22 protein-coding genes are annotated in these 26162 nt (G+C 73.7%); 6 read left to right on the top strand and 16 right to left on the bottom strand.

Annotated elements, in window-relative coordinates; all coding sequences use genetic code 11:
- Positions 1-2: 2 nt before the first annotated feature.
- The 15 genes from IE313_RS19905 to IE313_RS19835 form a co-directional block, all read right to left on the bottom strand.
- The gene (locus IE313_RS19905; protein ID WP_189934458.1) at positions 3-938 is read right to left on the bottom strand and encodes a TatD family hydrolase; all 936 of its coding nucleotides are present in this window, start codon (positions 936-938) and stop codon (positions 3-5) included.
- Positions 938-1723, bottom strand: coding sequence for an EboA domain-containing protein (locus IE313_RS19900; protein ID WP_189934456.1), 786 nt, complete (start codon positions 1721-1723; stop codon positions 938-940). The genes IE313_RS19905 and IE313_RS19900 overlap by 1 nt, the downstream gene beginning before the upstream one ends.
- A 224-nt stretch (positions 1724-1947) precedes the next feature.
- The gene (locus IE313_RS19895; protein WP_189934093.1) at positions 1948-2907 is read right to left on the bottom strand and encodes a sugar phosphate isomerase/epimerase family protein; all 960 of its coding nucleotides are present in this window, start codon (positions 2905-2907) and stop codon (positions 1948-1950) included.
- Positions 2904-4415: an SCO3242 family prenyltransferase gene (locus IE313_RS19890; protein ID WP_189934091.1), complete on the bottom strand. Its 1512-nt coding sequence runs from the start codon at positions 4413-4415 to the stop codon at positions 2904-2906. Before IE313_RS19890 ends, IE313_RS19895 begins: the two co-directional genes overlap by 4 nt.
- Positions 4412-5635 carry an inositol-3-phosphate synthase gene (locus IE313_RS19885; protein ID WP_189934089.1) on the bottom strand — a complete coding sequence of 408 codons (1224 nt, stop codon included), beginning with the start codon at positions 5633-5635 and terminating at the stop codon, positions 4412-4414. Before IE313_RS19885 ends, IE313_RS19890 begins: the two co-directional genes overlap by 4 nt.
- 148 nt (positions 5636-5783) lie before the next feature.
- Positions 5784-6161 (bottom strand): hypothetical protein, encoded by a 378-nt coding sequence (locus IE313_RS19880; RefSeq protein WP_189934087.1) that lies wholly within the window; start codon positions 6159-6161, stop codon positions 5784-5786.
- 290 nt (positions 6162-6451) lie between these two features.
- Positions 6452-7456: a sugar phosphate isomerase/epimerase family protein gene (locus IE313_RS19875; protein ID WP_189934085.1), complete on the bottom strand. Its 1005-nt coding sequence runs from the start codon at positions 7454-7456 to the stop codon at positions 6452-6454.
- Positions 7457-7574: 118 nt separating this feature from the next.
- Positions 7575-8789, bottom strand: a complete 1215-nt coding sequence (locus IE313_RS19870; protein WP_189934083.1) for a Gfo/Idh/MocA family protein — start codon at positions 8787-8789, stop codon at positions 7575-7577.
- 169 nt (positions 8790-8958) lie between these two features.
- Entirely contained in the window at positions 8959-9996 is a 1038-nt protein-coding gene (locus IE313_RS19865; protein ID WP_189934081.1) for a substrate-binding domain-containing protein, read from the bottom strand.
- A gap of 45 nt (positions 9997-10041) precedes the next feature.
- Positions 10042-11100 carry an ABC transporter permease gene (locus tag IE313_RS19860; protein WP_189934079.1) on the bottom strand — a complete coding sequence of 353 codons (1059 nt, stop codon included), beginning with the start codon at positions 11098-11100 and terminating at the stop codon, positions 10042-10044.
- Positions 11097-12650 carry a sugar ABC transporter ATP-binding protein gene (locus IE313_RS19855; RefSeq protein WP_189934077.1) on the bottom strand — a complete coding sequence of 518 codons (1554 nt, stop codon included), beginning with the start codon at positions 12648-12650 and terminating at the stop codon, positions 11097-11099. Before IE313_RS19855 ends, IE313_RS19860 begins: the two co-directional genes overlap by 4 nt.
- A 473-nt stretch (positions 12651-13123) precedes the next feature.
- The gene (locus tag IE313_RS19850) at positions 13124-14305 is read right to left on the bottom strand and encodes an ROK family transcriptional regulator (RefSeq protein ID WP_189934453.1); all 1182 of its coding nucleotides are present in this window, start codon (positions 14303-14305) and stop codon (positions 13124-13126) included.
- Between the two features lie 704 nt (positions 14306-15009).
- Positions 15010-15690, bottom strand: coding sequence for a GntR family transcriptional regulator (locus IE313_RS19845; RefSeq protein WP_189934075.1), 681 nt, complete (start codon positions 15688-15690; stop codon positions 15010-15012).
- A 198-nt stretch (positions 15691-15888) separates the two neighbouring features.
- Positions 15889-16065 (bottom strand): MFS transporter small subunit, encoded by a 177-nt coding sequence (locus IE313_RS19840; RefSeq protein WP_189934503.1) that lies wholly within the window; start codon positions 16063-16065, stop codon positions 15889-15891.
- Entirely contained in the window at positions 16046-17443 is a 1398-nt protein-coding gene (locus tag IE313_RS19835; RefSeq protein ID WP_189934073.1) for an OFA family MFS transporter, read from the bottom strand. The genes IE313_RS19840 and IE313_RS19835 overlap by 20 nt, the downstream gene beginning before the upstream one ends.
- A 253-nt stretch (positions 17444-17696) precedes the next feature.
- Here IE313_RS19835 and IE313_RS19830 point away from each other — a divergent pair, with 253 nt between their 5' ends.
- Genes IE313_RS19830 through fdhD form a run of 5 tightly spaced genes read left to right on the top strand, consistent with a single transcriptional unit; the run spans position 17697 to position 24344 of the window.
- On the top strand, positions 17697-18674 hold the full coding sequence (locus IE313_RS19830) for a 2-dehydropantoate 2-reductase (protein WP_189934071.1): 978 nt from the start codon (positions 17697-17699) through the stop codon (positions 18672-18674).
- Complete coding sequence (locus tag IE313_RS19825) at positions 18671-20644, top strand: molybdopterin oxidoreductase family protein (RefSeq protein WP_189934069.1); 1974 nt, start codon at positions 18671-18673, stop codon at positions 20642-20644. Before IE313_RS19830 ends, IE313_RS19825 begins: the two co-directional genes overlap by 4 nt.
- Positions 20645-20663: 19 nt before the next feature.
- Positions 20664-22535 carry an NAD(P)H-dependent oxidoreductase subunit E gene (locus IE313_RS19820; RefSeq protein WP_189934067.1) on the top strand — a complete coding sequence of 624 codons (1872 nt, stop codon included), beginning with the start codon at positions 20664-20666 and terminating at the stop codon, positions 22533-22535.
- A complete protein-coding gene (locus IE313_RS19815; protein WP_229924794.1) occupies positions 22532-23440 on the top strand; it encodes a 2Fe-2S iron-sulfur cluster-binding protein in 909 nt (302 codons plus the stop codon). The genes IE313_RS19820 and IE313_RS19815 overlap by 4 nt, the downstream gene beginning before the upstream one ends.
- 7 nt (positions 23441-23447) lie before the next feature.
- Entirely contained in the window at positions 23448-24344 is an 897-nt protein-coding gene (gene fdhD / locus IE313_RS19810; protein WP_189934065.1) for a formate dehydrogenase accessory sulfurtransferase FdhD, read from the top strand.
- A gap of 192 nt (positions 24345-24536) precedes the next feature.
- On the opposite strand, the gene IE313_RS19805 is transcribed toward fdhD, so the two are convergent.
- On the bottom strand, positions 24537-24980 hold the full coding sequence (locus tag IE313_RS19805; protein WP_189934063.1) for a MarR family winged helix-turn-helix transcriptional regulator: 444 nt from the start codon (positions 24978-24980) through the stop codon (positions 24537-24539).
- A 121-nt stretch (positions 24981-25101) separates the two neighbouring features.
- On the opposite strand from IE313_RS19805, the gene IE313_RS19800 reads away from it, so the two are divergent.
- On the top strand, positions 25102-26019 hold the full coding sequence (locus tag IE313_RS19800) for a quinone oxidoreductase family protein (protein WP_189934061.1): 918 nt from the start codon (positions 25102-25104) through the stop codon (positions 26017-26019).
- The last annotated feature ends 143 nt before the right edge of the window (positions 26020-26162 follow it).

Genomic DNA, 26162 nt, shown 5'->3' with positions numbered 1-26162 from the left:
CCTCACTCCCCCGCCGCCGGTGCGGCGCCGCGCCCGCCGCCGCACCGGGAGTCCTGGCCGCCTCGGGGGCTCGCGGCGGGCTGCTGCTCCTTGGGGACGCCGCGCAGGATCGAGTTGCCCTCGTGGCTGGGCGCCGGCGCGGCGACGTCGAGCGCGAGCCGCCCGCTGGTTCCGTAGAAGGCGACCGGGTTGCGCCACAGCACACGGTCGACGTCGTCCTCGCGGAAGCCGGCCGCAAGCAGTGCGTCACCGACCTTGCGGGTCTTCAGCGGGTCGCTCCTGCCCCAGTCGGCGGCCGAGTTGACCAGTACCTTCTCAGGTCCGTACTCCTGGAGCACGGCCACCATCCGCTCCTCGTCCATCTTGGTGTCCGGGTAGACGGAGAAGCCGAGCCAGCATCCGGCGTCCTTGGCCTCCTTGACGGTGGTCTCGTTGAGGTGGTCGAGCAGCACCCGATCCGGCGGCAGGGCGGACTCGCGCACCACGTCCAGGGTGCGGCGCAGTCCGGCGAGCTTGTCGCGGTGCGGGGTGTGCACCAGGGCGGGCAGCTCGTGGTCCGCGGCGAGCTGGAGCTGTGCGGCGAGCGCGGTGTCCTCCGCGGGGGTCATGGAGTCGTACCCGACCTCGCCGACGGCGACCACGTTGTCCTTGACGAGGTAGCGCGGCAGCTCGTCGAGGACGGGCAGGCACCGCGGGTCGTTGGCCTCCTTGGGGTTGAGCGCGAGGGTGCAGTGGTGGGCGATGCCGTACTGGGCGGCGCGGAAGGGCTCCCAGCCGAGCAGCGAGTCGAAGTAGTCCAGGAACGACGCCGGCGAGGTGCGGGGCTGCCCGAGCCAGAAGGCGGGTTCGACGACAGCGCGGACACCTGCTGCGTACATGGCCTCGTAGTCGTCGGTGGTGCGTGACGTCATGTGGATGTGGGGGTCGAAGATGCGCATCATGACTCCTCGCCGGTCGGTGGGGCCGTGCGGGCCCGGGCGGTCGCGGGGGCCGGGGCGGGCGCGGGCGCCGGGGGCGGTCCGGGGGCGGTGCGGGCCTCGGGGGAGGCGGTGACGCCCGTCAGGTCCAGGACGCGGTAGAGGTCGTCCGGCACGGGCCGGCCCGCGGCGCGGCGTTCCTCGGCGTAGTCGCCGAGCATCCTGGCGAGTTCGGCGTCGCCCTCGGCGCGCGCCGCGAGCCCGGCGACGGCGCCCACCGGCACGCCCGTGAACAGGCACTTGAGCACCGCGTGCCGCCAGCCGTGCGGATCGAGGTGCGCGGCGGCATACGGTCCGACGGCCGCGGCGACCAGCCGCGTGTCGTTGGTGCGCAGGGCGTCCTCGACCAGCGGAAGACCGCCGGGACCGTCGGTCAGGTACGGCAGGGCCGCCAGCACGGCACGCCGCTCGGCCGCGCTGCCCTGGGTGTAGAGGCGGGTGGCGGCGGAGCCGTCGGGACGGGCCGTGTACAGCAGCAGCACCCGGGCGGCGTCGGCGAGTTCGGGGCCGCAGCGGCGCCCGGCCTCCGCGAAGCGGAGTTCCCAGGTGGGGAGCCGGCGAGGGGGTCGGGGGGCGGCGGCAGGGCCGGCTGCTGCCCCGGAGGCGGCCGCCGGGGCCCCGGCGGGCGCCGCGCCTGCCGGGGGGCGGGCTGCTTGCGCGGCCTCACCGGCTCCCCCGGCCTGCGCCGCCTGCGCGAGGGCGCGGTCGAGCCACGCCGTCGCTTCGGCGGTGAGCCGGGCGTCCAGTCGGGCGCGGAGGCGGCCCGGTGCCTCCGCGGTGCCGGAGGTACCCGTACCCGCGGTCTCGGTGGCCGTCTGGGCACCGGTGCGAAAGGCTCCCGCGGCCGCCCCGGTCAGGGTGCGGCCGGGGTGCGGTGGCCCCGCGGGGCCGGTGCCCGCACTCGGGCTCCGGGGGACGGCGGGCGCCCGGTGCGGGTCCGGTGTGCCGGCGGTGCGGCGATCCGAACCGGTCACGGTGTGCCTCCTTCCGGGGTGGGGAGCCGGTGGGCGGGGGCCTCGGCGCGGGCCGCAGCGGTGGCCGCGGAGCGCAGGAACCGCAGGGACTGCTGGGCGAGGGCGGGCCCGGCGTGCGAGTGGCGGGGCAGTTCGACGACGGTCAGCCCCCGGTAGCCGGTGGCCGCCAGGGCGGACAGCACGGGCGGGAAGTCGATGTCCCCGTCCCCGAACGGGAGGTGCTCGTGGACGCCGCGGCGCATGTCCTCGATCTGGACGTGCCGCAGCCAGGGCGCCGCGGCTCGTACGCACACCTCGGGCGGCTCCGGCTCCAGGCACTGGCAGTGGCCGATGTCCAGGGTGAGGCCGAGCAGCTCGGGGTCGCCGAGTTCGGCGCGCAGCCGGTGGAAGTCGGCGAGCGTGGCCAGGAGGTGGCCGGGCTCGGGTTCCACGGCGAGCGGGACACCCGCGGCGGCGGCCGCGTCGAGCACCGGCCCGAAGCCCTCGGCGAGGCGTCTTAACGCGGTGGTGCCGTCCGTGCCCGCCGGGGCGGTGCCGCTGAAGCAGTGCACCGCGCAGGCGCCGAGTTCGGCGCCCACCTGGAGGGCCCGGATCAAGAGGCGGATGCGCGCGGCGCGTCCTTCGGGGTCGGGGTCGAGCAGGGACGGGCCGTGCTTGCGGCGGGCGTCGAGCACATAGCGGGCGCCCGTCTCGACGGTGACGCCGAGTCCGAGCTGGTCGAGCCTGCGGGCCACCCGCCGGGTGCGCTCGGCGAGGTCGGGGGCCAGCGGATCGAGGTGCATATGGTCGAGGGTGAGCCCGACGCCGCGGTAGCCGAGGTCGGCGAGCAGGCCCAGGGCGTCGTCGAGACGGAGGTCCGTCAGGCCGTTGGTGCCGTAGCCGAAGCGGAGCGCCCGGGGATCGCCGGGGGCCCCGGCTGCCGTGGCGGGCCGCAGCGCGGTGCCTGGTTCGGTCATGTCACGCTCACCTTCCGTGCGAACGCCCGGGCGGCCGGGGCGAGGGCGGCGGTCAGCAGGGCCGTGCGGCTGTTGCCGGCACGCGCGATGAGCGCGGCCTGGAGCGGGATGGTGGCCCGGATGCCGGCGCCGACGGCGCGCTGGGTCAGCTCCGGCGAGGGATTGAGCGCGGCGTGCAGCAGGGGGCCCGCGGTGGTGGCCCCGTAGCTCGCGCACAGCAGGGCGCACAGCACGTCGGACGGGCTCCGGACGCGCAGGCCCACGAGGACGGGGGCGGCGCGGCCCGGGGCCGGACCGGGCGGTGCGCCCACCGCGGCCCGGGACGGACCCGCCGCACCGGACGGGCCCGGCGCCGCTCCGGACGCTCCTGCGGGCCTCCGAGCGCCCCGGCGGCGGGTGCCCGGCGCGGCACACGGGGCGCGGCCCCCGCCGTCCGCCGCACTGGAGGAGCCCGTGGTGCTCGCGGCCCGGCCCCGCGTGGTGCTCCCGGCACCTCGGAGCGCCCCGGCCCCGGGGCCCGGCAGGCCGGGGGCGGCTGCTGCCCGCCGGCCTGCCGGGAGCGCGGAGGGAGCGGCCGGTGCCGGGTGCGCGGGGTCGCGCCGTACGGCGAGGCGCCCACCGACGACCGCCCGGGCCAGCACACCGGTCGCGGCCAGCGCGGCCGACGGGGCACCCGCCGCACCGCCCTGTGCCTCATGGCGCGATACGGCGGTGACCGCGAAGGTGTGGCTGCCCAGCATCGTCGCCGACGGCAGCGCGGGACCGATCCCGCCCCCGGTGGCCGCCGCACCGAGCAGCAGGTCGAGCGCACGGGCCGCGGCCATGGCCGCGGGACCCGCCGGTGTGTGCTTCAGGCCGAGGTCGTACGCCCAGACGGTGGCCGCGAGGCCGGTGGCGACGGTCAGCGCGGGCCGGCCTGCGGCCGCGGCCAGGGCGAGGCCGGCCGCGGTGAGCGCGCCAGAGGCGGCGAGCGCGGCCGCCGGCCGGACACGGCCGGACGGCAGGGGCCGGTGCGGGCGGTCGACGGCGTCCTCGGCGCGGTCGGCCCAGTCGTTGAGCGCCATGCCCGCCTCGTAGAGGCAGACGGAGGAGCCGATGGCCAGGAGGGTGCGCCGGCCGGCCCGCGCGCCGGTCGCGGCCGCGCCCGCGAGTGCGTCGCCGGGCACGGTGAAGAGGGCGGGCAGCCGCAGCAGTTCGGCCCAGGCGCGCAGCGTTCCGCGGCCGGTACCGCCCGGGACCTGGGGGCGGCCGGTCGCGGCGCGCCCCGGGCGCGGGCTCCCGGCCGGGGCCGCTCGCCCGGATCGCCCGGGGGCGTGGTCCGACCCGGCCGCCGGACGGGAGCCCGCGGCGGCGGCCCGGCGGTCACCCGCCGTCCCCGAGCGGCCGGGTCGGTGGCCCGCCGCGCCGGCGCGGGCGGTGCCCCGGCCCCGTCCGGCCACCGCCCCGCCGGCCAGCGCGGCGATGGCCGCAGCGACCACGGTGGCGCGGCGGGGCGTGCGAGGGCTCATCGGGTCGGCTCCAGCCGCCGGGCGAAGGCCAGCAGCGCGTCGTACTGCCGGGGCAGCGCCGAGGACGCGCCGTCGTCCGGGTCCTTGAAGTAGAAGCCGAGCTCGGGCCGCGGCCCGGTGAGGCCCGCCTCGTGGGCGCGGGCCACCAACCTGGCCAGGTCGAGCACCAGGGGTGCGGCGAGCGCCGAGTCGCAGCCCTGCCAGGTGGTCTGGAGCACCATGCGGGAACCGAGGAAGCCGTCGAAGGCGATGTGGTCCCAGGCCGTCTTCCAGTCGCCGAGCGCCGGTACGTCGTCGATGTGCACCTCGCCCTCGGGCACGGTGCCGAGGGTGTCGGCGAGGACGCGTTCCTTGCCGGCGTTCTTCGCCGCGGCCGCCGCGGGGTCGGCGAGGGACGCGCCGTCGCCGCCCCCCAGCAGGTTGGTGCCGGACCAGGCGCGGACCGTCAGCGCACGCTGGGCGAACATCGGCCCGAGGACCGACCGCAGCAGGGTCTGCCCGGTCTTGCCGTCCCGGCCCGCGTACGGCAGTCCGCAGGCCGAGGCGGCCTCCCGCAGCCGCGGGTGGTGCAGGCCGGTGGACGGGGTGAAGTTGACGTAGGGGCAGCCGGCCCGCAGGGCGGCCGCCGCGTAGAGGGAACTGGGCGGCAGCGCGGAGCCGGCCGGGGCGGGCTCGGTGGAGGAGACGTTCACCACGACCGCGCGGGCCAGGTCGTTGCGGCGCACGAAGGCGGTCATGTCCGCGGCGAAAGCCTCGATGAGCTGGTCCTCGGTTCTGATGTCACCGGGCAGTGGGCCGCCTGCGGTGATCTCGCGGTCGGCGGCGGCGAGGTCCGCGGCCAGCGCGGTGGGCAGCCCGTGCGGCAGCACGCCGCCGGCGGCGAGCGCCTCGGCCCGCTTGGGCAGCGGGCAGTCGACGGTGTCGTGGCCGCCGAAGACGAGGGACGACAGGGCGGGCAGGGCGCAGGACGCGAAGGGCGGGGCCTCGGTGAGCATCCCGGTCGGCGGGTGCAGCCCGGCGGCCACGGCGGCACAGCCGGTGACGGCGGTGGTGGCGACGGACCCGCGGGCCCCGATCAGCCAGACGCCGACCCGGGTGGCACGGTCCTCGGCGGTGGTGGCGACGGGTGCGGGAGCCGGGCCCGGGCCGGGTGCCGGGCGCGCGTCCCGCGCGGCGCCGGACGTGGTCGGGGACGTGGTGGGGCGGGGTTCGGCGGACATGGGCAGCCTCCTTGTCGTACGCGAACCGGTGCCGGAAGACGGGTTCCGACCCCCGTGAGCGGGCCGGGCGCGGCGGTGGAGGGCCGCGGGGCCCGCCGGGGAGGGGGGACGGCGGGCGGGAGTCCGGCGTCTCCCGCCCGCCGCCGTCCTAGGCGCCCTCCGCGGGCGGTTCCTCCGGCCGGACCGTGCGGAAGGACACCTGCTCGTCGGCGCCGTGGTCGCGGGGGCCCGGGCGCTGGCCGGTGGGGTTGCGTGCCGGGTCCGCGTCCGTGGGGGCGGGGGTCCCGGCTCCGTCGCAAAGGGGCTTCGGGTGCTCGCCGCTGACGCGGGTCCCGTGGCCGTGCCACTCGCCCGGCGGGTGGAGCGTCCTGTCACGGGCCCCGGTGCCCGGTGCCCGCGGGGAGGGGGCGGCCCCGGCGGTCAGGTCCGGGGCGTCGGCGGCGTCGATCAGGCCGGCGGCGGCGGGGCCCGCCGCGCCCGGGGCCGCGCTCGCGAGCGGGCCGCCCGCGAGCCGTACGCCGTTCACAGGCACGAGTGCCTTGCGCGGTCTCAGACGTTTCCTGTGCACGGATCCCTCCGGGAGGGCTCGTCGTACGAGGCGTGTGCGGGACTGCGGGATATGGCGTCAGCTCGGCGCGCTTGTCCTGTACATATCAGAGGACCGTAGCGGGCTTTGTCGTGGCCGGAAAGCCCTTGTGCAGCAGTTAACTTCGACTTTTTCCAGCCAATGGACAAAGCAGTGCTCGGGCAGCACGGATCGGCCCGGCGGCACCTGACCTGCCGCCGGGCCCTGCGGGTCCTCCTTGCGCCCCGGCCCTAGTCGCCGCCCCCGAAGGCCGCGTCGAAGGAGGCGCTGGACGGCTCGAAGTCGAACGCCTTCATCCGGGCGAGGGCCTCCGGAGCGCCCTGCAACCGGTCCATGCCCGCGTCCTCCCACTCCACGGAGATGGGTCCCTGGTAGCCGATGGAACGCAGCATCCGGAAGACGTCCTCCCACGGCACGTCCCCGTGCCCGCCGGAGACGAAGTCCCAGCCGCGCCGCGGGTCGCCCCACGGCAGGTGCGAGCCGAGGCGGCCGTTGCGGCCGTCGAGGCGCTTGCGAGCCTCCTTGCAGTCGACGTGGTAGATCCGGTCGCGGAAGTCCCACAGGAAACCGACCGGATCCAGGTCCTGCCACACGAAGTGGCTCGGGTCGAAGTTCAACCCGAACGCGGCCCGGTGGTCGACGGCCTCCAGGGCGCGGTGGGTCGTCCAGTAGTCGTAGGCGATCTCACTGGGGTGCACCTCGTGCGCGAAGCGCACGCCCTCGGCGTCGAAGACGTCCAGGATCGGGTTCCAGCGGGTGGCGAAGTCCTCGTAGCCGCGGTCGATCATGCCGTCCGGGACGGGCGGGAACATCGCCACCAGGTGCCAGATCGAGGAGCCGGTGAAGCCGATGACGGTGTCCACGCCGAACGCGGCCGCGGCGCGTGCGGTGTCCTTGATCTCGGCGGCCGCGCGCTGCCGCACGCCCTCCGGCTCCCCGTCGCCCCAGATACGGGCCGGCAGGATGCCCTTGTGGCGCTCGTCGATGGGGTGGTCGCAGACCGCCTGGCCGACGAGGTGGTTGGAGACGGCCCAGCACTTCAGGCCGTACTTGTCGAGCAGTTCGTGGCGCGAGGCGAGGTAGGAAGGGTCGGCGAGGGCCTTGTCGACCTCGAAGTGGTCGCCCCAGCAGGCGAGTTCCAGGCCGTCGTAGCCGAAGTCCCGGGCGAGCCGGCAGACTTCTTCGAGGGGCAGGTCGGCCCACTGGCCGGTGAACAGGGTGAAGGAACGTGGCATGACCGGATCTCCAAGTGTGCCGGGCTTGTTGGTTCTTCCGTGTACGGGCTGAGCTGTCGCGGACGGAAGGGCGGCGGGTGTGCGGGGTGCGGCGCCGCGCGGTCCGGGGCGGCCGGTGCTAGGCCCGTGGCACCGGCGTGTAGACGGCGTTCTTCGCGGCGCTCTCCTCCACCGCCGCCAGTACCCGCTGCACCTGGAGCCCGGTGGCGAAGGAGGGCTCGGCAGGGGTGTCGGAGGCGATGGCCCGCACCAGGTCGCGTGCCTGGTGGACGAAGCTGTGCTCGTAGCCGAGGCCGTGCCCGGGCGGCCACCAGCCCTCCAGGTAGGGGTGGTCGGGCTCGGTGACCAGGATGCGCCGGAAACCGGCCGTGGCCGCCGGTTCCGTGTGGTCGTGGAAGGACAGCTCGTTCAGCCGCTCCAGGTCGAAGGCGAGCGAGCCCAGCGAGCCGTTCAGCTCGATCCGCAGGGCGTTCTTGCGGCCCGTCGCGAACCGGGTGGCCTCGAAGGAGGCCAGCGCCCCGGAGGCGAACCGGCCCGTGAACACCGCCGCGTCGTCGACCGTCACCGGCCCGCGCTCGCCGCTGCCCGAGCCGCTGAGCCCCGCGGACGCGCCGTCAAGCACGGGGCGCTCCCGTACGAAGGTCTCGGTGAGCGCGGAGACCCCGGCCAGTTCCTCACCGGCGAGGTACTGCGCGAGGTCGACGATGTGCGCACCGAGGTCGCCGAGTGCCCCCGAGCCCGCCTTGTCCCTGTTCAGCCGCCAGGTGAGCGGGAAGTCGGGGTCGACGAGCCAGTCCTGGAGGTACGCCACGCGGACGTGCCGCAGGGTGCCGAGCCGCCCCTCGGCGATCATCCGCCGGGCCTGGGCGGTGGCCGGCAGCCGCCGGTAGTTGAAGCCGGTCATGGCGATCCGGCCCCGGCTCCTGGCCCGCTCCGCCGCCGCCGTCATCGCCTCGGCCTCGGCGACCGTGTTGGCGAGCGGCTTCTCGCACAGCACGTGCTTGCCCGCCTCCAGCGCGGCGAGGGCGATCTCCGCATGGCTGTCGCCCGGAGTGCAGATGTCGACCAGATCGACGTCGTCGCGGGCGATCAGGGCACGCCAGTCGGTCTCCGCGGCCGCCCAGCCGAGCCGGTCGGCCGCGCCGCGCACGGCCGCGCCGTCCCGGCCGCAGACGGCCGCGAGCACCGGCCTCATCGGCAGTTCGAACACCCGGCCGACCGTGCGCCAGCCCTGGGAGTGGGCGGCGCCCATGAACGCGTAGCCGACCATGCCCACCCCCAGGGCGGGCCTGTCCTGATCGGCCGCGCTCTCGGGCTCCTGCGGCTGTCCCATACGGAATTCCTCCTTCTCTCGGCCTCCGCGGCCTCGCTGCTGCGTCGGCACCCTCGGCGCTGCCGTCGGATCCGCCCCGATCAGCCTGGTAATCGGGCGCTTCCGCGGCAGGCCGCGTCGTTCCTGCCGGTGACGGTATCCCCGTCGGCTGTGCGGGCGGGGGCGGGCATCACTTGAACCCGGTGGGCATGTACTGGTCGACGTTGTGCTTGTCCACCACGGCGGAGTAGAGCGTGATGGAGGTCGGGATCTCGGTCTCCGCCAGACCGCCGATGCCCTTGCCCTGGCCGAGCGCGCGGGCCAGGTCGATCGCCGAGGCAGCCATCGTCGGCGGGTACAGGACGGTGGCCCGGAGCACGCCCTTGCCCTGCTTGATCTGCTGCATGGCGGCGAGCGAGCCCGCGCCGCCCACCATCAGGAACTCGTCGCGGCCGGCCTGGTCGATGGCGCGCAGCGCGCCGACGCCCTGGTCGTCGTCGTGGTTCCACAGCGCGTCGAAGTGCGACTGGGCCTGGAGAAGTTGCGCCATCTTGCTCTGGCCGGACTCCACGGTGAAGTCGGCGGACTGCCGGGCGACCTTCCTGATGTTCGGGTAGTTCTTCAGGGCGTCGTCGAAGCCCTGCGTGCGCTGCCGGGTCAGCTCCAGGTTGTCGATGCCGGCCAGCTCCACGACACGGGCGTTCTTCCTGCCCTTGAGCTGCTCGCCGATGTACTGCCCGGCATTGAAGCCCATGCCGTAGTTGTCCCCGCCGACCCAGCAGCGGTAGGCCTGCGGGGTGTTGAAGACCCGGTCGAGGTTGACCACCGGGATCCCCGCGCGCATGGCCTTGAGTCCCACCTGGGTGAGCGCCTTGCCGTCGGCCGGCAGCACGACGATCACGTCGACCTTCTTGTTGATCAGCGTCTCGATCTGCCCGATCTGCGCCGCGGTGTCGTTGGAGCCCTCGGTGACCTCCATGGTGACGTCCGAGTAGGTCCTGGCGCGGTCCTTGGCGTTCTCGTTGATGGCGTTCAGCCATCCGTGGTCGGCCTGCGGTCCCGCGAAGCCTATGGTGACGTGCTTGCCGGGCTTGTCGTCGGCGGCGGGCCGGGTCTCGTCGGACTTCTCCTTTGACGGCTCGTTGCTGGTGCAGGCGGTGAGCAGCGCACCCGCGGACACGGCTGCGGTACCGAAGAGCAGCCCTCTGCGGCTCGTGATCTCTGGCATGGCGGTGGACCCTTCCCGTCTCAGGGCGTGTGGGCGGCGTACGTCTCAGGGCGTGGTGGAGGTGCGGCGCTGGACCAGGACGGCGGCGACGATGATCGCGCCCTTGGCGATCTGCTGGACGTCCGTCTGGAGGTTGTTCAGGGCGAAGATGTTGGTGATCGTGGTGAAGATCAGCACACCCAGCACGGAGCCGGTGATGGTGCCCCGGCCACCGCTGAGCAGGGTGCCGCCGATGATGGCGGCGGCGATGGCGTCGAGTTCGTAGAGGTTGCCGTTGGTGTTCTGGCCCGAGCCGGACAGGACGATCAGCAGGAAGGCGGCGATGCCGCAGCACAGTCCGGACAGCAGGTAGAGGTACAGGCGCTGGCGCCGGATGTCGATGCCGGCGAGCCTGGCCGCCTCCGCGTTGCCGCCGACGGCCACGGTGCGCCGGCCGAAGGTGGTGCGGTTGAGCACCAGCCAGCCGACCACCGTCACGGCCGCGAAGACCAGTACCAGGGGCGGGATGCCGAGGAGGTAGGAGTCGTGCTCGCCGAGGCGCAGGATGCCGTCGATGCTGACGACCTGCGTCCGGCCGCCGGTGATCTGCAGGGCCAGGCCGCGGGCGGAGGCGAGCATGGCGAGGGTCGCGATGAACGGCACCATGCCGCCGTAGGCGACCAGCACCCCGTTGACGAGGCCGCAACCGAGGCCCACCAGGAGCGCGGTGCACAGCACCCCCCAGAAGCCGTACTCCTGGCTGGCCACCGTGGTCGCCCACACCGACGCGAGCGCGACGATGGCGCCCACCGACAGGTCGATGCCGCCGCTCATGATGACGAAGGTGACCCCGACGGTGACCACGCCGATGACGGACGACTGGGTGAGGACCAGTTGCAGGTTCCTGGTGTCGAGGAACTCGTCCGGCTTGGTGACGCCCCCGATCAGGACGAGCACGGCGAGTACCCCGAGCAGCGAGAGGATGCGCACGTCGGTGCGCTCCCGCAGGGTGCCGAGGAGTCCGGCGCCCGCGGTCTTCCGTGCGGGCCCGGCCTTCTCGGGGGCGGCGGGGCGCTCCGAGGTGTCGGGCCCGCCCTGCTGGGCCGGCGAGGCAGGCTGCGTCATGATGTCGGGCTCCCTTCCATGACGAGGTCGAGTACGCGGGATTCGTCCAGTTCCCGGGCGGGTGCCGCGTGCACCACCCGGCCCTCGCGGAGCACCAGCACGCGGTCGGCGAGGCCCAGCACTTCGGGCACCTCGCTGGAGACCAGCAGCACGGCGAGGCCGTCCGCGGCGAGCCGGCGGATGACGGCGTACAGCTCGGCCCGGGCGCCGACGTCGACGCCGCGGGTCGGCTCGTCGAGCAGCAGCACCCGGCAGCCGCGCAGCAGCCAGCGCGCCAGTACGGCCTTCTGCTGGTTGCCGCCGGAGAGCGCCCGGATGGGCACGTCGGGGTTGTCGGGGCGCAGGGACAGCTCGCGGACGGCGCGCTGCGCGGCGGCGCGTTCCGCACGCCGGTCGAGCCAGCCGCCGCGCGAGAAGCGGGACATGGAGGACACCGACACGTTGCGGGTGACGGACTCCAGCATCAGCAGGGCCTGGGCCTTGCGTTCCTCGGGAGCGAGTCCTAGCCCGGCGCGGACGGCGGCGCGTACGCTGCCGGGCCGCAGCGGCGTCCCGTCCACCTCCACCCGACCGGCGCTGGGCCTGCGCGCCCCGTACACGGTCTCCAGGATCTCGGAGCGGCCGGAGCCGACCAGGCCGGCGAGGCCGACGATCTCACCCGGGTGCAGATCGAGGTCGAGCGGTGCGAACTCGCCGTCGCGGGCGAGGCCGCGGACCCGCAGGACGGGGGCGGTGGCCGAAGCACCCCGCGGCGCCCCGGCCACCGGGCGGCTGCGGTGCGCGGACGGGCGCTCCGGGAAGACGTACTCGACCGTACGGCCGGTCATCAGTGCGACGACGTCGCTGGTCGGGGTGGACTTCGCGGGCAGGCCGCCGGCGACGGCCCGGCCGTCCTTGAGGACGGTGACCCGGTCGCCGATCCGCCGGATCTCCTCCAGGCGGTGCGAGATGTAGACCACGGCGACACCGTCGGCGGTGAGGTCGGCGACGATGCGGAAGAGGTTGTCCACCTCGTCGGGGTCGAGCGCCGCGGACGGCTCGTCCATGACGATCAGGCGGACGTCGTGCGAGAGGGCGCGCGCCATCGACACGATCTGCTGCTGCGCGGCGGACAGCTCGCCCACCAGCCGCCCGGCGCCGATCTCGGGATGCCCGAGGCGGCGCAGGAGTGCGGCCGCCGCGGCCCTGGCCTCGCGCGTGCGCACCACGAATCCCGCGCTGGTGGGCTCGTGGCCGAGGAAGACGTTCTCGGCCACCGACAGGCCCTCGACCAGGTCGAGTTCCTGGTAGATGGTCGCGATGCCGAGCCGCATGGCGGCGATCGGCGACCGGAGGGTGACGTCCTCGCCCCGCCAGTTGATCCGCCCGCCGTCGGGCTGGTGGGCGCCCGCGAGCACCTTGATGAGGGTGGACTTCCCGGCGCCGTTCTGCCCGAGCAGGCAGTGCACCTCCCCCGGCAGGACGTCGAGGTCCACGCCGTCGAGGGCCCTCACGCCCGGGAACGCCTTGGTGATGCCGGTCATGCTGAGCAGCGGTGCGTCTGGTGCCATCGAGTTCCCCTCGGCGGGTACGGCCAGTTGGGACAGGGGTGACGGACGGTGCACGGGCGGGGTGGTGCGGGTGCACGGGGTCGTGTGGTGCGCTGGTGAGGCGGGTGGTGCGCAGTGCGCGGCACGGTGTGCGGGTGTGCGGGTCGTGAACGGTGCGCGTGTGCGGTGGTGCCGGTCGGGCCGTTCGGTGGCGCGGGTTCAGGTGTGCCGGTGTGCAGGAAGTGCCGGTGGTGGTGCCGGTGCGGTGTGCGCGGGTGTTCAGGAAGTGCCAGTGGTGGTGCGGTGTGCGGTGGTGGTGCGGCTCGTGCCGTGGTGCGTCTCGTGCCGTGGTGCGGCTCGTGCCGTGGTGCGGGCGGTGCGGTGGTGGTGCTCGTGCCGTGGTGGTGCTCGCGCGGTGGTACGGGGCCGGGCGCCGGTACGGGTCCTGCGGTCCGGCGGAGCTGCGGGGTGGTGCGCAGTGGTGCACGGGCCGGTCAGGCCGGCGAGAACAGGTGGTCGCTGATCAGCCGGGCCGCACCGATGACACCTGCGGTGGGACCCAACTCGCCCAGCACGATGGGGAGGTTGCCGGTCGCGAGCGGCAGCGACTGACGGTAGACCTGGGTGCGGATGGCGGCGAGAAGGGTGTGGCCGAGGCCGGTCACACCGCCGCCGATCACCACGAGGCCCGGGTTGAAGAAGCTGACGAGCCCCGCGATGACCTGGCCGGTGCGGTTGCCGCCCGCCCGGATGAGGTCGAGCGCGGTGGCGTCCCCGGCAGCGGCCGCGGCGGCCACGTCCACGGAGGTGAGGATCCCCGTGTCGGCGAGGCGGCCGGCGAGCTCGGCCGACCGTCCTTGCCGGGCGGCCTCCTCCGCGTCCCTGGCCAGCGCGGCCCCGCTGAAGTGGGCCTCCAGGCAGCCCCTGTTGCCGCAGGCGCAGGGCCGTCCCTCCGGCTCGACCTGGATGTGGCCGATGTCGCCCGCGCTGCCGGTGGTCCCGCGGTACACCTCGCCGCCGACCACGATGCCGCAGCCGACGCCCGTACCGATCTTGACGCAGAGGAAGTCGGCGACCGAGCGCGCCACACCGGCGTGCTGCTCGCCCATCGCCATCAGGTTCACGTCGTTGTCGACCATGACGGGGCAGCCGAGCTCCTGGCTCAGCGCCTCGCGCACCGGAAAGCCGTCCCAGCCGGGCATGATGGGCGGGGCGACCGGCACGCCCTCGGGGAAGCGGACGGGCCCCGGCACGCCGATGCCGGCGCCGTCGAAGCCTTCGGCGAGCCCCGAGGCACGCAGCTTGGCGGTCATCGACAGCACCTGCTCGAAGACCGCGACGGGACCCTCGCGCACATCCATCGGCTGGGTGATGTGCCCCAGTACCTCAAGCTCCGCGTTGGTGACCGCGACGTCGACGGAGGTGGCGCCGATGTCGACGCCGAGGAAGCGCAGTGCGGGCGCGAGACGGATGTTGTGCGAACGGCGGCCACCGCGCGAGGCGGCGAGTCCGTCGGCCACGACGAGCCCGGTCTCCAGCAGCCGGTCCACCTCGACGGCCAGCTTCGAACGGGACAGGTCGACCTGGTCGCCGAGCTGGGCACGGGAGTTGGGTCCGGAGTCGCGCAGCAGCCTGAGCAACCGCGCCTGGTGCGTGTTAGCGGGCCGAGCCGTCATGCGTCTCACGTGCCCCTCCCCGCCTCATTGGGCTCTCTCGGTCGGGCTTTTGAGGGGAACGTAGCAGCGCATGCCCACAGTGGGAAGAATTTGAGCGTGATTTCAGTCAGACTTTCTCCAGTCACAGGACAAAGCGGAGGCGGACCGGCCGCTACCGCCGCCGTCGACGGGATCACGTGCGGGACGGGCCCCCGGCGCGGCCGGGGGCCGAACCGCACCGCTCCCGTCCTGCCGCGGACGGGCGGCACGCGACCGTGCACGACGATCTTCGCGCACCGTAGTGCTCGCACATGGCCAGATGTAAGAGTCCCGGCGGGCGCTTTTTGCGCGGCCGGCCGGGCTCGGCCGGACCGGCCGCCCCGGCCGGGCGGCGGGCTCCACGGCGGGCAGGGCGCCCGCGGGAATGCGGCGCACCCCGCAGCCGTGGCCGCCGCGGGTGCGCGGCGGCCACGGGGCGGTGCGTGGAGCACCCGGAACGGGCGGGAGATACCGGTGCAGCCCCTGCCGGGAAGCCCGGGCCGCGGTGCGCGGGGTGGGCGCCTACCGGGCGCTGGGGCACGGGCGCTGCGCACGGGCCAGGAAGCGGCACGGGGTACGCGGCGGGATGGAGAAGATCCGGCGGTCGGCCGGGGGAAGGGCTCGGCCGGGGCTCGGCGTGCGGCACCCGGTGGGGCGCGCGGGGCCGGGAGCGGCGCGGGGAAGGATCAGGAAGCGGCGTTGCGCTGGTGGTAGGTACGGCGGGTGTGCTCCGTGTGGATGCGCATCACCTCCGTGGCACGTGCCTCGTCGCGGGCGGTGATCGCCGCGATGAGCTGGCGGTGCTCGATCCAGGACTGCTTGCCGCGCTGCCGGGCGACCGGCGTGTAGTACCAGCGGACCCGGCGGTCGACCTGGCCGGCCAGCTCGGTGAGGACGGGATTGCCGGCCAGCTCCATGACCTTGTGGTGGAAGGCCGCGTTGACGGCCACCACCAGCTCCACGTCGCCGTCGGCGACAGCCTGGTCGCCCTGGGCGCAGAGGTCCTCCAGCACGGCGATGCCGGCCGAGTCGGAGTTCGCGGCGGCCAGCCGGGCGGCCTCGGCCTCCAGAAGCGTGCGGACCGTCAGGAGCTGGTCCGCCTCGTCCTCGGTGGGCTCGTGGACGAACGCGCCCTGGGCGGGGCGCAGGTCGACCCAGCCCTCCGTGTTCAGCCGCTGCAGCGCCTCGCGCACCGGTTGGCGCGAGACCCCGAGGTGTCCGGCCAGCTCGCTCTCGACGAGGTGCTGGCCGGGTCGCAGGGAGCGGGTGGTGATGAGTTCGAGCAGGGCCTCGTAGACCCTCTCACGCAGTGGACCTGGGCGTTCGAGCCTGGGTACCGCCCCCTGGGGCAGTCCTGTGGACAACATCGCGGTCCCCCTCCTGGGCATACGGAGAAGCCAGATGGATTGGCTATCGTCTACAGTCTACCGATTCTTTACCCCTGTTTGGGATAAGAGATCAGCCGAACGAGAGTTGGCCTCATCACACCATCGACCGGCGGCACGGGCTCATACCGCCGGTCGAATCGGTCACAACCGGAGTAATTCCCTCCGGCGAGGGGTGGATCAGCCCGTGAAGAGCTGAGCCGCTTTCTGGACAAGTTCGTAGACGCCGTAGGCGAGCGGCAGGCCCACCCACAGCCACGAGAGCAGGATCAGCCACCGGCGGTCGCGCGGCGAACCGCCGCCCGCCGGCGCCGGAGCTGCCGGGGTCGGCGCGGACTCAGACGGCTGGGTCGGCATCTGCGGTGGCCTTCCTCTGGGCGGAGACGTGGTGGCGGGGGTGGACGGGCCGGATCAGCTCGTTGGCGACGAACCCGACGACCAGCAGCCCGATCATGATCACCAGCGAGAGGCCGTAGAGCCCGGAGCCGTGCTTGCCCGCGTGCTCCTGGCTGTCGGCCACATGGTTGACGATCAGCGGCCCCAGCACGCCGGCCAGGGACCACGCGGTCAGCAGCCGCCCGTGGATCGCGCCCACCTGGTACGTGCCGAAGAGGTCCTTGAGGTAGGCGGGCAGGGTCGAGAACCCACCGCCGTAGAAGGAGAGGATGACCGCGGCGCAGAGCACGAACAGGGGCTTGGCCGAGTCGCCGAACTCCACGATCAGCAGGTACATCAGCGCGCCCGCACCCAGGTAGAAGCGGTAGATGTTCTTGCGCCCGATGAGGTCGGAGACGGTGGACCACACGAGGCGCCCCGTCATGTTGGCCGCGGAGAGCAGGGCCACGAAGCCGGCCGCCGCGGCGGCCGAGACCGGTGTGCCGGTGTCCGCGAAGAAGTCGGTGATCATCGGGGCGGCCTTCTCCAGGATGCCGATCCCGGCGGTCACGTTCATGCAGAGCACGACCCACAGGCACCAGAACTGCGGGGTGCGCAGCGCGCTGGCGGCCGAGACCTGCACGCCGGTCGCGGCCGCGGGCCCGCCCTGCGCCGCGCCGGTCGCGGCACTCCTCGGCACCCGGACCAGGAGCACACCGAGCGTCATGAAGACGGCGTAGGCGAGCCCGTGCACCAGGAACGCGAGTGCGATGCCCGAGTGGTCGGAGCCGAACGAGTCCAGCATCTGCGCGGACCACGGCGAGGCGATCAGGGCACCGCCGCCGAAGCCCATGATGGCGATGCCGGTGGCCATGCCGGGCCGGTCGGGGAACCACTTGATCAGCGTGGAGACCGGGGATATGTAGCCGATGCCGAGGCCGATCCCGCCCACGAAGCCGTATCCGAACACGATCAGCCAGTACTGGCTGGTGGCGGCGCCGAGCGCGGAGAGCAGGAAGCCGGTGGAGAAGGCGGCGAGGGCGACGGTCATGGCCCAGCGCGGGCCCCGGCGCTCGACCAGGGTGCCGCCGAAGGCGGCGGAGAGGCCCAGCATCACGATGCCGAGCTGGAAGGGCAACGCGCTCTGCGTGCCGCTGAGGTGGAGCGCGGACTCCAGAGCGGGCTTGAAGACGCTCCAGGCGTACGCCTGACCGATCGACAGATGGACGGCGAGGGCGGCGGGTGGCACGAGCCAGCGGCTCCAGCCCTCGGGGGCCAGGGGTCCCCCCGGCCGGGCGGGTGCGGGCTCCACGGCCGCCGCGGAGGGCGGGTGGGACGGGGGACGGGAGGAGGTGCTCATGATCAGGAACGATAAGAACCGGCCGGGTGCTTGGGAAGTCGTCGCACAGAAATAGACGAGGGCGGCCAGGGCCGCCGACCCAGTGCAATGACTCTGTCAAGACCCGGGCCCGCGACGTCCGAACCCTTGCTGGGGTTGGTTCCATACTGTAGACAATATTTCGTCGACACAGTGGAAGACCGGCACGGACCGGCTTCATCTCCCTCGTCGGGACACATCCCCTCGGTCCCCTCAACCGAACGGAGCGCCCCACGTGAAAGTCGCAGTTCTCGGCGCCGGTGCGATCGGTGCCTACGTCGGCGCCGCGCTGCACCGCGCAGGCGCCGAAGTGCACCTCGTCGCCCGTGGACCGCATCTGGCGGCCATGAGGCAGCACGGCGTCCAGGTGCTCAGCCCCCGCGGTGACTTCTCCGCGCGCGCCCATGCCACCGACGACCCGGCCGACATCGGCCCGGTCGACTACGTGTTCCTGGGCCTGAAGGCCAACTCGTACGCGGCGTGCGGGCCGCTGATCGAGCCCCTTCTGCACGACTCCACCGCCGTGATCGCCGCTCAGAACGGCATCCCCTGGTGGTACTTCCACCGGCACGGCGGCCCCCACGACGGCACGCGCATCGAGAGCGTCGACCCGGAGGGGGCGGTCAGTGCCGTGCTCGCCCCGGAGCGCGCCATCGGCTGCGTCGTCTACGCCGCCACCGAACTCAAGGGGCCCGGCGTGGTCCGGCACCTGGAAGGCACCCGGTTCTCCATCGGGGAGCCGGACCGCTCGCTCTCGCAGCGCTGCACCGACTTCAGCGAGGCGATGCGCGAGGGGGGCCTCAAGTGCCCCGTGGAGCCGGAGTTGCGCAGCGACATCTGGATCAAGCTGCTGGGCAACATCTCCTTCAACCCGATCAGCGCGCTCTCCCGCGCGACGATGCGCCAGATGTGCCTGCACGGCGGCACACGCCGTGTCATCGAGATCATGATGACCGAGACGCTCGCGGTGGCCGAGGCACTCGGCTGCCGCCCCGGTGTCTCCGTCGAGCGGCGGCTGGCCGGCGCGGAACGCGTCGGCGACCACCGCACCTCCACCCTCCAGGACCTGGAGCGCGGCAAACCGCTCGAACTCGACGTGCTGCTCGCGGCCGTCGTGGAACTGGCGGAGATCACCGGGGTCCCGGTGCCGACGCTCCGTACCGTCCACGCCATTTCGGACCTGCTGGCAGACCGCATGAGGAGCGCGGCATGAACGGCACCAACGGCCCCACGGGCCGGAGCACCAGGGCGGGGAAGCGCGAACGCTCCCCGCGCAACTACCTACGTCTCACCCACCCCCTCGTACGCGACTCACGCGACGAGCCGTTCCGCCGCGCCACCTGGGAGGAGGCACTGACCCGGGTGGCCGAGGGGCTCGCGGCCCACCGGGGCGCGTTCGGCATGTTCGCGTGCGCGCGCGCCACCAACGAGATGAACTACGTGGCGCAGAAGTTCGCCCGGGTCGTGATGGGCACCCACAACGTCGACTCCTGCAACCGCACCTGTCACGCGCCGAGCGTGGCCGGCCTCTCGGCGGCGTTCGGCTCCGGCGGCGGCACCTCCTCCTACGAGGAGATCGAGCACACCGACCTGATCGTGATGTGGGGCTCCAACGCCCGCTTCGCCCACCCGATCTTCTTCCAGCACGTCCTCAAGGGCGTCAGGAACGGGGCGCGGCTGTACTCGGTGGACCCGCGCCGCACCTCGACGGCGGAGTGGGCGGAGAGCTGGCTGGGCCTGAACGTGGGCACGGACATCCCGATGGCGCACGCGATCGGCCGTGAGATCATCCACGCGGGCCTGGCCAACACGGCGTTCATCGAGCGGGCCACCAGCGGCTTCGAGGAGTACAGGAAGCTGGTGGAGCCCTGGACGCTGTCGCTGGCCGAGAAGGTCACGGGCGTGCCCGCCGAGGCGATCAAGGACCTCGCGCACGCCTACGCACGTGCCGAACGCGCCCAGCTCTGCTGGACCCTCGGCATCACCGAGCACCACAACGGCACCGACAACGTGCGGGCCCTGATCAACCTCTCCCTGCTCACCGGCCACGTCGGCCGGTACGGCTCGGGGCTCCAGCCGCTGCGCGGCCAGAACAACGTGCAGGGCGGCGGCGACATGGGCGCGATCCCCAACCGGCTGCCCGGCTTCCAGGACGTCCTCGACCCGGAGACCCGGCACCGTTTCGAGACGGCCTGGGGCACCACGCTCCAGCCGCACTACGGGCTGAACCTCACCGAGATGTTCGAGGCGATGGAACCGCGGCCGGGAGGGGCCGCCCTCAAGGCGGTCTACTGCATCGGCGAGAACCCGGCACAGTCCGAGGCGGACAGCGACCAGGCCGTGCGGCGGCTGTCGGCGCTGGACTTCCTGGTGGTGCAGGACATCTTCCTGACCAAGACGGCGGAGCTGGCCCACGTGGTGCTGCCCGCCACGGCCGGCTGGGCCGAGACCGAGGGCACCACCACCAACAGCGAGCGCCGGGTGCAGCGGGTCCGCAAGGCCGTCAACCCGCCAGGTGAGGCCCGCGAGGACATCGACATCATCTGCGACATCGCGGCCAGGCTCGGCCACGACTGGAAGTACGCGGACTCCGAGGCCGTCTGGAACGAGCTCAGGTCCGTCTCGCCGCAGCACTACGGCATGACGTACGAGCGCCTGGAGGAGCACCAGGGCATCCAGTGGCCCTGCCCGGACCTGGAGGCGCTGGAGCCCTCGTTCCTGCACGGCAGGCTGTGGGATCCGGATCCGGGGCGGCGCGGCCCGCTCGCGCCCTTCGGCCTGGTGCAGCACGACCCGCCGGTGGACCTCACCGACGAGGAGTTCCCGATCAGGCTGACCACCGGGCGCCGGCTCGACTCGTACAACACCGGGGTGCAGAGCGGCTCGTTCGCCTCCCCGCTGCGCCGCGGCGAGTACGTGGAGCTGTGCCCGGAGGACGCCGAGCGGTACGGAGTGGTGCTCGGCGAGGAGGTCCAGGTCACCTCGCGGCGCGGCTCGGTCAGGGCTCCGGTGTGGATCGACCCCGGACTGCGGCCGGGGCTGGCCTTCATGACCATGCACTTCCCCGACGAGGTGGACACCAACCGGCTCACGATCGAGGCCAACGACCCGATCGCGGGGACGGCCGAGTTCAAGGCTGCGGCCATCCGTATCGACAAGCTGCCCATCGCGGCAATCAGGTAGGGGCAGGTGAGGCAGGACCATGGATCTGCACTTCGGTGACAGCAAACCGACCGATGAGGAGCGGGCCGCGGTGGACGCGCTGCTCGGCCCGCCCGAGTCGGCCTGGGAGGCGCCCGCCGGCGAGTGGGTCGAGCGCTCGGCGGACGATCTGCGCTGGGCGCGCGGGGGACGCCCGGCACGGGACCGGCGCGACCTGCTGTTGCCGGGGCTGCATGCGATCAACGACCGCATCGGGTGGATCAGCGACGGGGCCCTGGACTACCTCTGCCGGCGGCTGACGGTGCCGCCCGCGGAGGCGTACGGGGTGGCCACGTTCTACTCGATGTTCTCGGTGCGGCCGCGCCCCGCGACCGTACTGCACGTCTGCACCGACCTGGCGTGCGCGGCACGCGGCGCCGCCGAGGTGTGCGCCGGCGTCGAGCAGCGGCTCGGGCCGGGCAGCGGGGTGCACGTCGAGCGCAGTCCCTGCCTGGGGTTGTGCGAGCGGGCGCCCGCGGCGCTGGCCGTACGGGCCGGTGATCCGGTGCGCACGGCGGTCGCCGCGCCCGCCACCACCGAGTCCGCCGTGCTCGCGGCCACCTCGCCCGACGCGGCGGACGAGGAGCCTCCGGCCGTCCTCGCCGTGCCGCAGGCCGGCATGCCCTCCCCCGGGTGCGAGAAGACCGGGAGGGACCCCGAGCTGGTGCTGCTGCGCAGGGTCGGGGTCGTGGACCCGGCCTCACTCGACGACTACCGCGCCGAGGGCGGCTACGCTGCGCTGCGCCGGGCCTTCGACATCGGGCCCGCCGGGGTGATCCGCGAGGTGACCGACTCCGGTCTGGTCGGCCGCGGCGGCGCGGCCTTCCCGACCGGCCGCAAGTGGCAGGCGACCGCCGCACAGCCGGACCACCCCCACTACCTGGTCTGCAACGCCGACGAGTCGGAGCCCGGCACCTTCAAGGACCGGGTGATCATGGAGGGCGATCCGTACGCGCTGATCGAGTCCATGACGATCGCGGGCTACGCGGTCGGCGCGCACCGCGGCTACCTGTACCTGCGCGGCGAGTACCCGCGCGCGCTGGCCCGTCTGGAGCACGCGATCGGGCAGGCACGCGCCCGCGGTCTGCTCGGCGACGACGTGCTGGGCCAGGGGTACGCCTTCGACATCGAGATACGCCGCGGTGCCGGCGCCTACATCTGCGGCGAGGAGACCGCGCTGTTCAACTCGATCGAGGGCTACCGCGGCGAGCCGCGCTCCAAGCCCCCCTTCCCCGTCGAGAAGGGCCTCTTCGGCAAGCCGACCGCGGAGAACAACGTCGAGACGCTCGTCAACGTCCTGCCGATCCTGACCATGGGCGCCGAGGCGTACGCGGCGATCGGGACCGGGAAGTCGACGGGGCCCAAGCTGTTCTGCGTCTCCGGGTCCGTGGCGCGCCCCGGCATCTACGAGCTGCCCTTCGGGGCCACGCTCGGGGAGCTGCTTGAGCTCGCCGGGCCGCCGCAGGGGCTGCGCGCGGTACTGCTCGGCGGTGCGGCGGGCGGTTTCGTACGACCCGACGAGCTGGACATCCCGCTGACCTTCGAGGGCACCCGCGAGGCCGGCACGACCCTGGGCTCGGGTGTGGTGCTCGTGCTGGACGACACGGTGCCGCTGCCGCGCATCCTGCTGAGGATCGCGGAGTTCTTCCGCGACGAGTCGTGCGGCCAGTGCGTGCCGTGCCGGGTGGGCACGGTCCGTCAGGAGGAGGCCCTCACCCGTCTCCTTGAGCGCACGGGCGCCGAGGCCGAGAACGACATCGCCCTGCTTCGTGAGGTGGGCCGCGCCATGCGGGACGCCTCCATCTGCGGTCTCGGCCAGACCGCGTGGAACGCCGTCGAGTCAGCCATCGACCGTCTGGGAGCGTACGCATGACCACCGCTGAAAGCCCCGTCCGCGGCACTGCACAGGGGGCCCGCGGCACCGCGGTGCCGCTCGCCCCGCCGCGCCGGCTGCTGGAGTTCACCATCGACGATGAGCCGGTGCGGGTCCCGGAGGGGTCGACGATCCTGGACGCCTGCCGGGCCCGGGGCAAGGACGTCCCGACCCTGTGCCAGGGCGACACGCTCACCCCGAAGAACGCCTGCCGGGTGTGCATGGTCGAGGTGGAGGGCTCCCGCACCCTGGTGCCGGCCTGCTCGCGGCGCGCCGAGGCCGGTATGGCGGTGCGCACCGACACCGAGCGTGCCCGGCACAGCCGGAAGATCGTCCTGGAGCTGCTCGCGTCCTCCGTCGACCTGTCGACGACCCCGGGGGCCGCCGAGTGGCTCAAGGAGTACGGGGCCGAGCCGGACCGCTTCGGCCCGGACGCGGCACGTCTGAACGAGGGGCCGAAGGTCGACAACGACCTGTACGTGCGCGACTATGACAAGTGCATCCTGTGCTACAAGTGCGTGGACGCCTGTGGCGACCAGTGGCAGAACACGTTCGCCATCTCGGTCGCGGGCCGCGGCTTCGACGCGCGGATCGCGGTGGAGCACGACGCACCGCTCACCGATTCGGCATGCGTGTACTGCGGCAACTGCATCGAGGTGTGCCCGACCGGCGCGCTCAGCTTCAAGAGCGAGTTCGACATGCGGGCGGCGGGCACCTGGGACGAGTCCCAGCAGACGCGGACGACCACGGTGTGCGCATACTGCGGTGTGGGCTGCAATCTCACGCTCCACGTGCAGGACAATGAGATCGTCAAGGTCACCTCGCCGCACGACAACCCGGTGACCCACGGCAACCTCTGCATCAAGGGCCGCTTCGGCTATCAGCACGTACAGAACCGGGACTGATCACACCATGGGACGTGTCACCGAGCGACGCCGCGTCATCCGCGTGCGGGACGGGCAGATCTCCAGGCGCCCGGACACCCTCGTCGCCGAGGAGCCTCTGGAGATCCGGCTGAACGGCAAACCCCTCGCCATCACCATGCGCACCCCGGGCGACGACTTCGCGCTCGCGGCGGGCTTCCTGGTGAGCGAGGGGGTGCTCGCCTCGGCGGACGACCTGCAGAACATCCTCTACTGCGCCGGGGCGACGTACGGGGACGCCTCCGGCGCGGACGAGGCGGAGCACGGCACCGGCGGCAACACGTACAACATCGTCGACGTGGTGACCGCCCCGGACGTCCGGCTTCCCGACATCACCCTGGAGCGGAACGTCTACACGACCTCGTCGTGCGGCCTGTGCGGCAAGGCCAGTCTCGACGCGGTACGGACGACCGCCCGCTTCCCGATCGACGACACGGCCGGTGGCGCGCCCCCGGTGCGGCTCGAACCGTCCCTGCTTGCGGCCCTCCCCGACCGGCTGCGTGCCGCCCAGCGGGTCTTCGACAGGACCGGAGGTCTGCACGCCGCGGCGCTGTTCACCCCCGAGGGCGAACTGCTGGACGTCCGCGAGGACGTCGGGCGGCACAACGCCGTCGACAAGCTGGTGGGCAGGGCCCTGCAGAGCGGCCGGCTGCCCCTTGCGCGTACGATCCTGCTCGTCTCCGGACGCGCCTCCTTCGAACTCGCGCAGAAGGCCGTGATGGCGGGCATCCCGGTCCTCGCGGCCGTCTCCGCCCCGTCGTCGCTCGCCGTCGACCTGGCCGAGGAGAGCGGCCTGACCCTGGTCGGCTTCCTTCGCGGGTCATCCATGAACGTGTACGCGGGCGAGCAGCGGATCGCCCTGCGGGCCGCGGCCGCCCAGGGCTGACCCCCCGCTCCCCGCGGACACGAGGCGGGGACCCGGCCGGCGGGGAGCGCCCCCTGCGCCGGCCGGGCCCCGTCCGCCGCGGGGACCGCCCTGGGCACGGCGGCCCGCCCCTGCGGGTCGCCGGACGGCACGAGCGGGCGTCCGGCACGAGCGGGCGTCCGGCACCCCGGGCGCACCGGTGGCGGGCGCAGGTCAGTCGCGTACGCCCGAGATCCTGTGCAGCATCTCCATGAACTGCTCGCGTTCCTGAGAGGTCAGGGGCGCGAGCAGTCGTGCGTTCGCCTCCCGGGCCGCCGCTGCGCACCGCTGAGCGACCCGGCGGCCGTCGGCGGTTGCGGTGACCGCGTTCTTGCGGCGGTCCGCGGGGTCGGGGGTGCGCTCGACCAGTCCGGCGTCCTGGAGGTCGTTGAGGACGCCGACCAGGTCCTTGGGGTCGAGCGCGATGCTGCGGCCCAGCTCGGCCTGGGCCACCGGCCCGAGGTCGACGACGGCGGACAGCACCACGTGGTGCCACATCTTCAGACCCTCGCGCGCCAGTACCTCCGCGACCAGTCCCCGCCCCCGCGCCGCGGCACGCCCGAGCAGCCAACTGGGCAGGGAGCGGATGCTGCGCGGCGCGGGCGGTGTGGCGGGCATGGGAGCAGCCTATCCCTAAATCATTGGTGCTCCCCATGATTACCTGGGTATCGTTGGTACTCCCAACGATACCCAGGGCTGCCGGGCACCCCGGACGCCGCACTCGTACAGGAGGTCACGGATGCGCCGTATCCGTTGTGCGGGGCCGGGCGGCCCGCTGCTCGTCGAGGACGCCCCGGCACCCGAACCTGGACCGGGCGAACTCCTGGTGCGCACCGAGGCCGTCGGCGTCACGCTCCCGGTCGTACGGAAGGTGCGCGAGGCCGCCGAGCCGATCCCGCTCGGCGGCGAGGTGGCGGGCGAGGTGGCGGCGGTGGGCGAGGGCGTCACCGCACACCGGGTGGGAGACCGCGTCGTCGGCCTGTGCTTCGGGCACGGCTACGCCGACCTGGCCCTCCTGCACACGGCCATGGCGAGCCCCGTGCCGGCCGGCGCCGACTCCGTCGACGCGGTGGCCCTCGTCCGCAGCGGTCTCGTGGCCCTCGGCGCGCTCGACGCGGCGCGTCCCCGGCCGGGCGAGAGCGCACTCGTCACGGCGGCCGCGAGCGGGGTGGGCCACCTGGCCGTCCAGCTCGCCAGGGCGCACGGCGCCTCGCGGGTCGTCGCCGCGGTCTCCGACCCGGCCAAGGCCCCCTTCCTGCGCGGACTCGGCGCCGACGAGGTGGTGGCCTACGCCGACGAGTCGTGGGGCGGGCCCGCCGACTACGCCCTCGACGCGGTGGGCGGTGAACTGCTCGCACCGGCGCTCGCCGCGCTCGCGCCCGGCGGCCGTCTCGTGGCGTACAGCTCGGGAGGCGGCACCGTCCGTGCGTACGACCTGCTGGTGGGCGCCAAGTCGGTGACGGGGTTCCAGATCGCGCGGACGGCACGCGAGCAGCCCGAGCGGTACGCGCGGTGGCGCGAGGAGCTGTGGCGGCTGTTCTTCGAGGGCAGCCTGCGGCCCGCCGTGCACGGACGGTTCGCCCTGGAGGAGGCCGCCAGGGCCCACGAGGCGATCGAGAGCAGGAGCAACCTGGGCAAGGTCGTCCTGATCCCCTGATCCCGCGACCGGCCGATCCCCTGACCGCCCGATCCCCCGAGTCGCCTGGGCCGCCTGGGCCGCCCGCAGGACGGTCGCAGGACGGTCGCGAAGGCACCGTCGAGCGGTGGGCGTGGCGTGTGCGGCCGCGCCGCCGCACACGC

The sequence above is a fragment of the Streptomyces sulfonofaciens genome, from assembly GCF_014656295.1.
GTDB classification, from domain to species: domain Bacteria; phylum Actinomycetota; class Actinomycetes; order Streptomycetales; family Streptomycetaceae; genus Streptomyces; species Streptomyces sulfonofaciens.
Note: the sequence above shows the minus strand (reverse complement) of the source record. Positions and strands in the feature narration are given on the sequence as shown.

Bases quoted from the DNA above. Each gene is read 5' to 3' on its own strand.
- IE313_RS19870 (WP_189934083.1), bottom strand. From the start codon at position 8,789: ATGGGACAGCCGCAGGAGCCCGAGAGCGCGGCCGATCAGGACAGGCCC.
- IE313_RS19845 (WP_189934075.1), bottom strand. From the start codon at position 15,690: ATGTTGTCCACAGGACTGCCCCAGGGGGCGGTACCCAGGCTCGAACGC.
- IE313_RS19815 (WP_229924794.1), top strand. From the start codon at position 22,532: ATGACCACCGCTGAAAGCCCCGTCCGCGGCACTGCACAGGGGGCCCGC.
- IE313_RS19840 (WP_189934503.1), bottom strand. From the start codon at position 16,065: ATGCCGACCCAGCCGTCTGAGTCCGCGCCGACCCCGGCAGCTCCGGCG.
- IE313_RS19850 (WP_189934453.1), bottom strand. From the start codon at position 14,305: ATGACGGCTCGGCCCGCTAACACGCACCAGGCGCGGTTGCTCAGGCTG.
- IE313_RS19860 (WP_189934079.1), bottom strand. From the start codon at position 11,100: ATGACGCAGCCTGCCTCGCCGGCCCAGCAGGGCGGGCCCGACACCTCG.
- IE313_RS19800 (WP_189934061.1), top strand. From the start codon at position 25,102: ATGCGCCGTATCCGTTGTGCGGGGCCGGGCGGCCCGCTGCTCGTCGAG.
- IE313_RS19885 (WP_189934089.1), bottom strand. From the start codon at position 5,635: ATGTCCGCCGAACCCCGCCCCACCACGTCCCCGACCACGTCCGGCGCC.
- IE313_RS19865 (WP_189934081.1), bottom strand. From the start codon at position 9,996: ATGCCAGAGATCACGAGCCGCAGAGGGCTGCTCTTCGGTACCGCAGCC.
- IE313_RS19875 (WP_189934085.1), bottom strand. From the start codon at position 7,456: ATGCCACGTTCCTTCACCCTGTTCACCGGCCAGTGGGCCGACCTGCCC.
- IE313_RS19805 (WP_189934063.1), bottom strand. From the start codon at position 24,980: ATGCCCGCCACACCGCCCGCGCCGCGCAGCATCCGCTCCCTGCCCAGT.
- IE313_RS19895 (WP_189934093.1), bottom strand. From the start codon at position 2,907: ATGACCGAACCAGGCACCGCGCTGCGGCCCGCCACGGCAGCCGGGGCC.
- IE313_RS19855 (WP_189934077.1), bottom strand. From the start codon at position 12,650: ATGGCACCAGACGCACCGCTGCTCAGCATGACCGGCATCACCAAGGCG.
- IE313_RS19890 (WP_189934091.1), bottom strand. From the start codon at position 4,415: ATGAGCCCTCGCACGCCCCGCCGCGCCACCGTGGTCGCTGCGGCCATC.
- IE313_RS19825 (WP_189934069.1), top strand. From the start codon at position 18,671: ATGAACGGCACCAACGGCCCCACGGGCCGGAGCACCAGGGCGGGGAAG.
- IE313_RS19835 (WP_189934073.1), bottom strand. From the start codon at position 17,443: ATGAGCACCTCCTCCCGTCCCCCGTCCCACCCGCCCTCCGCGGCGGCC.
- IE313_RS19905 (WP_189934458.1), bottom strand. From the start codon at position 938: ATGCGCATCTTCGACCCCCACATCCACATGACGTCACGCACCACCGAC.
- IE313_RS19820 (WP_189934067.1), top strand. From the start codon at position 20,664: ATGGATCTGCACTTCGGTGACAGCAAACCGACCGATGAGGAGCGGGCC.
- fdhD (WP_189934065.1), top strand. From the start codon at position 23,448: ATGGGACGTGTCACCGAGCGACGCCGCGTCATCCGCGTGCGGGACGGG.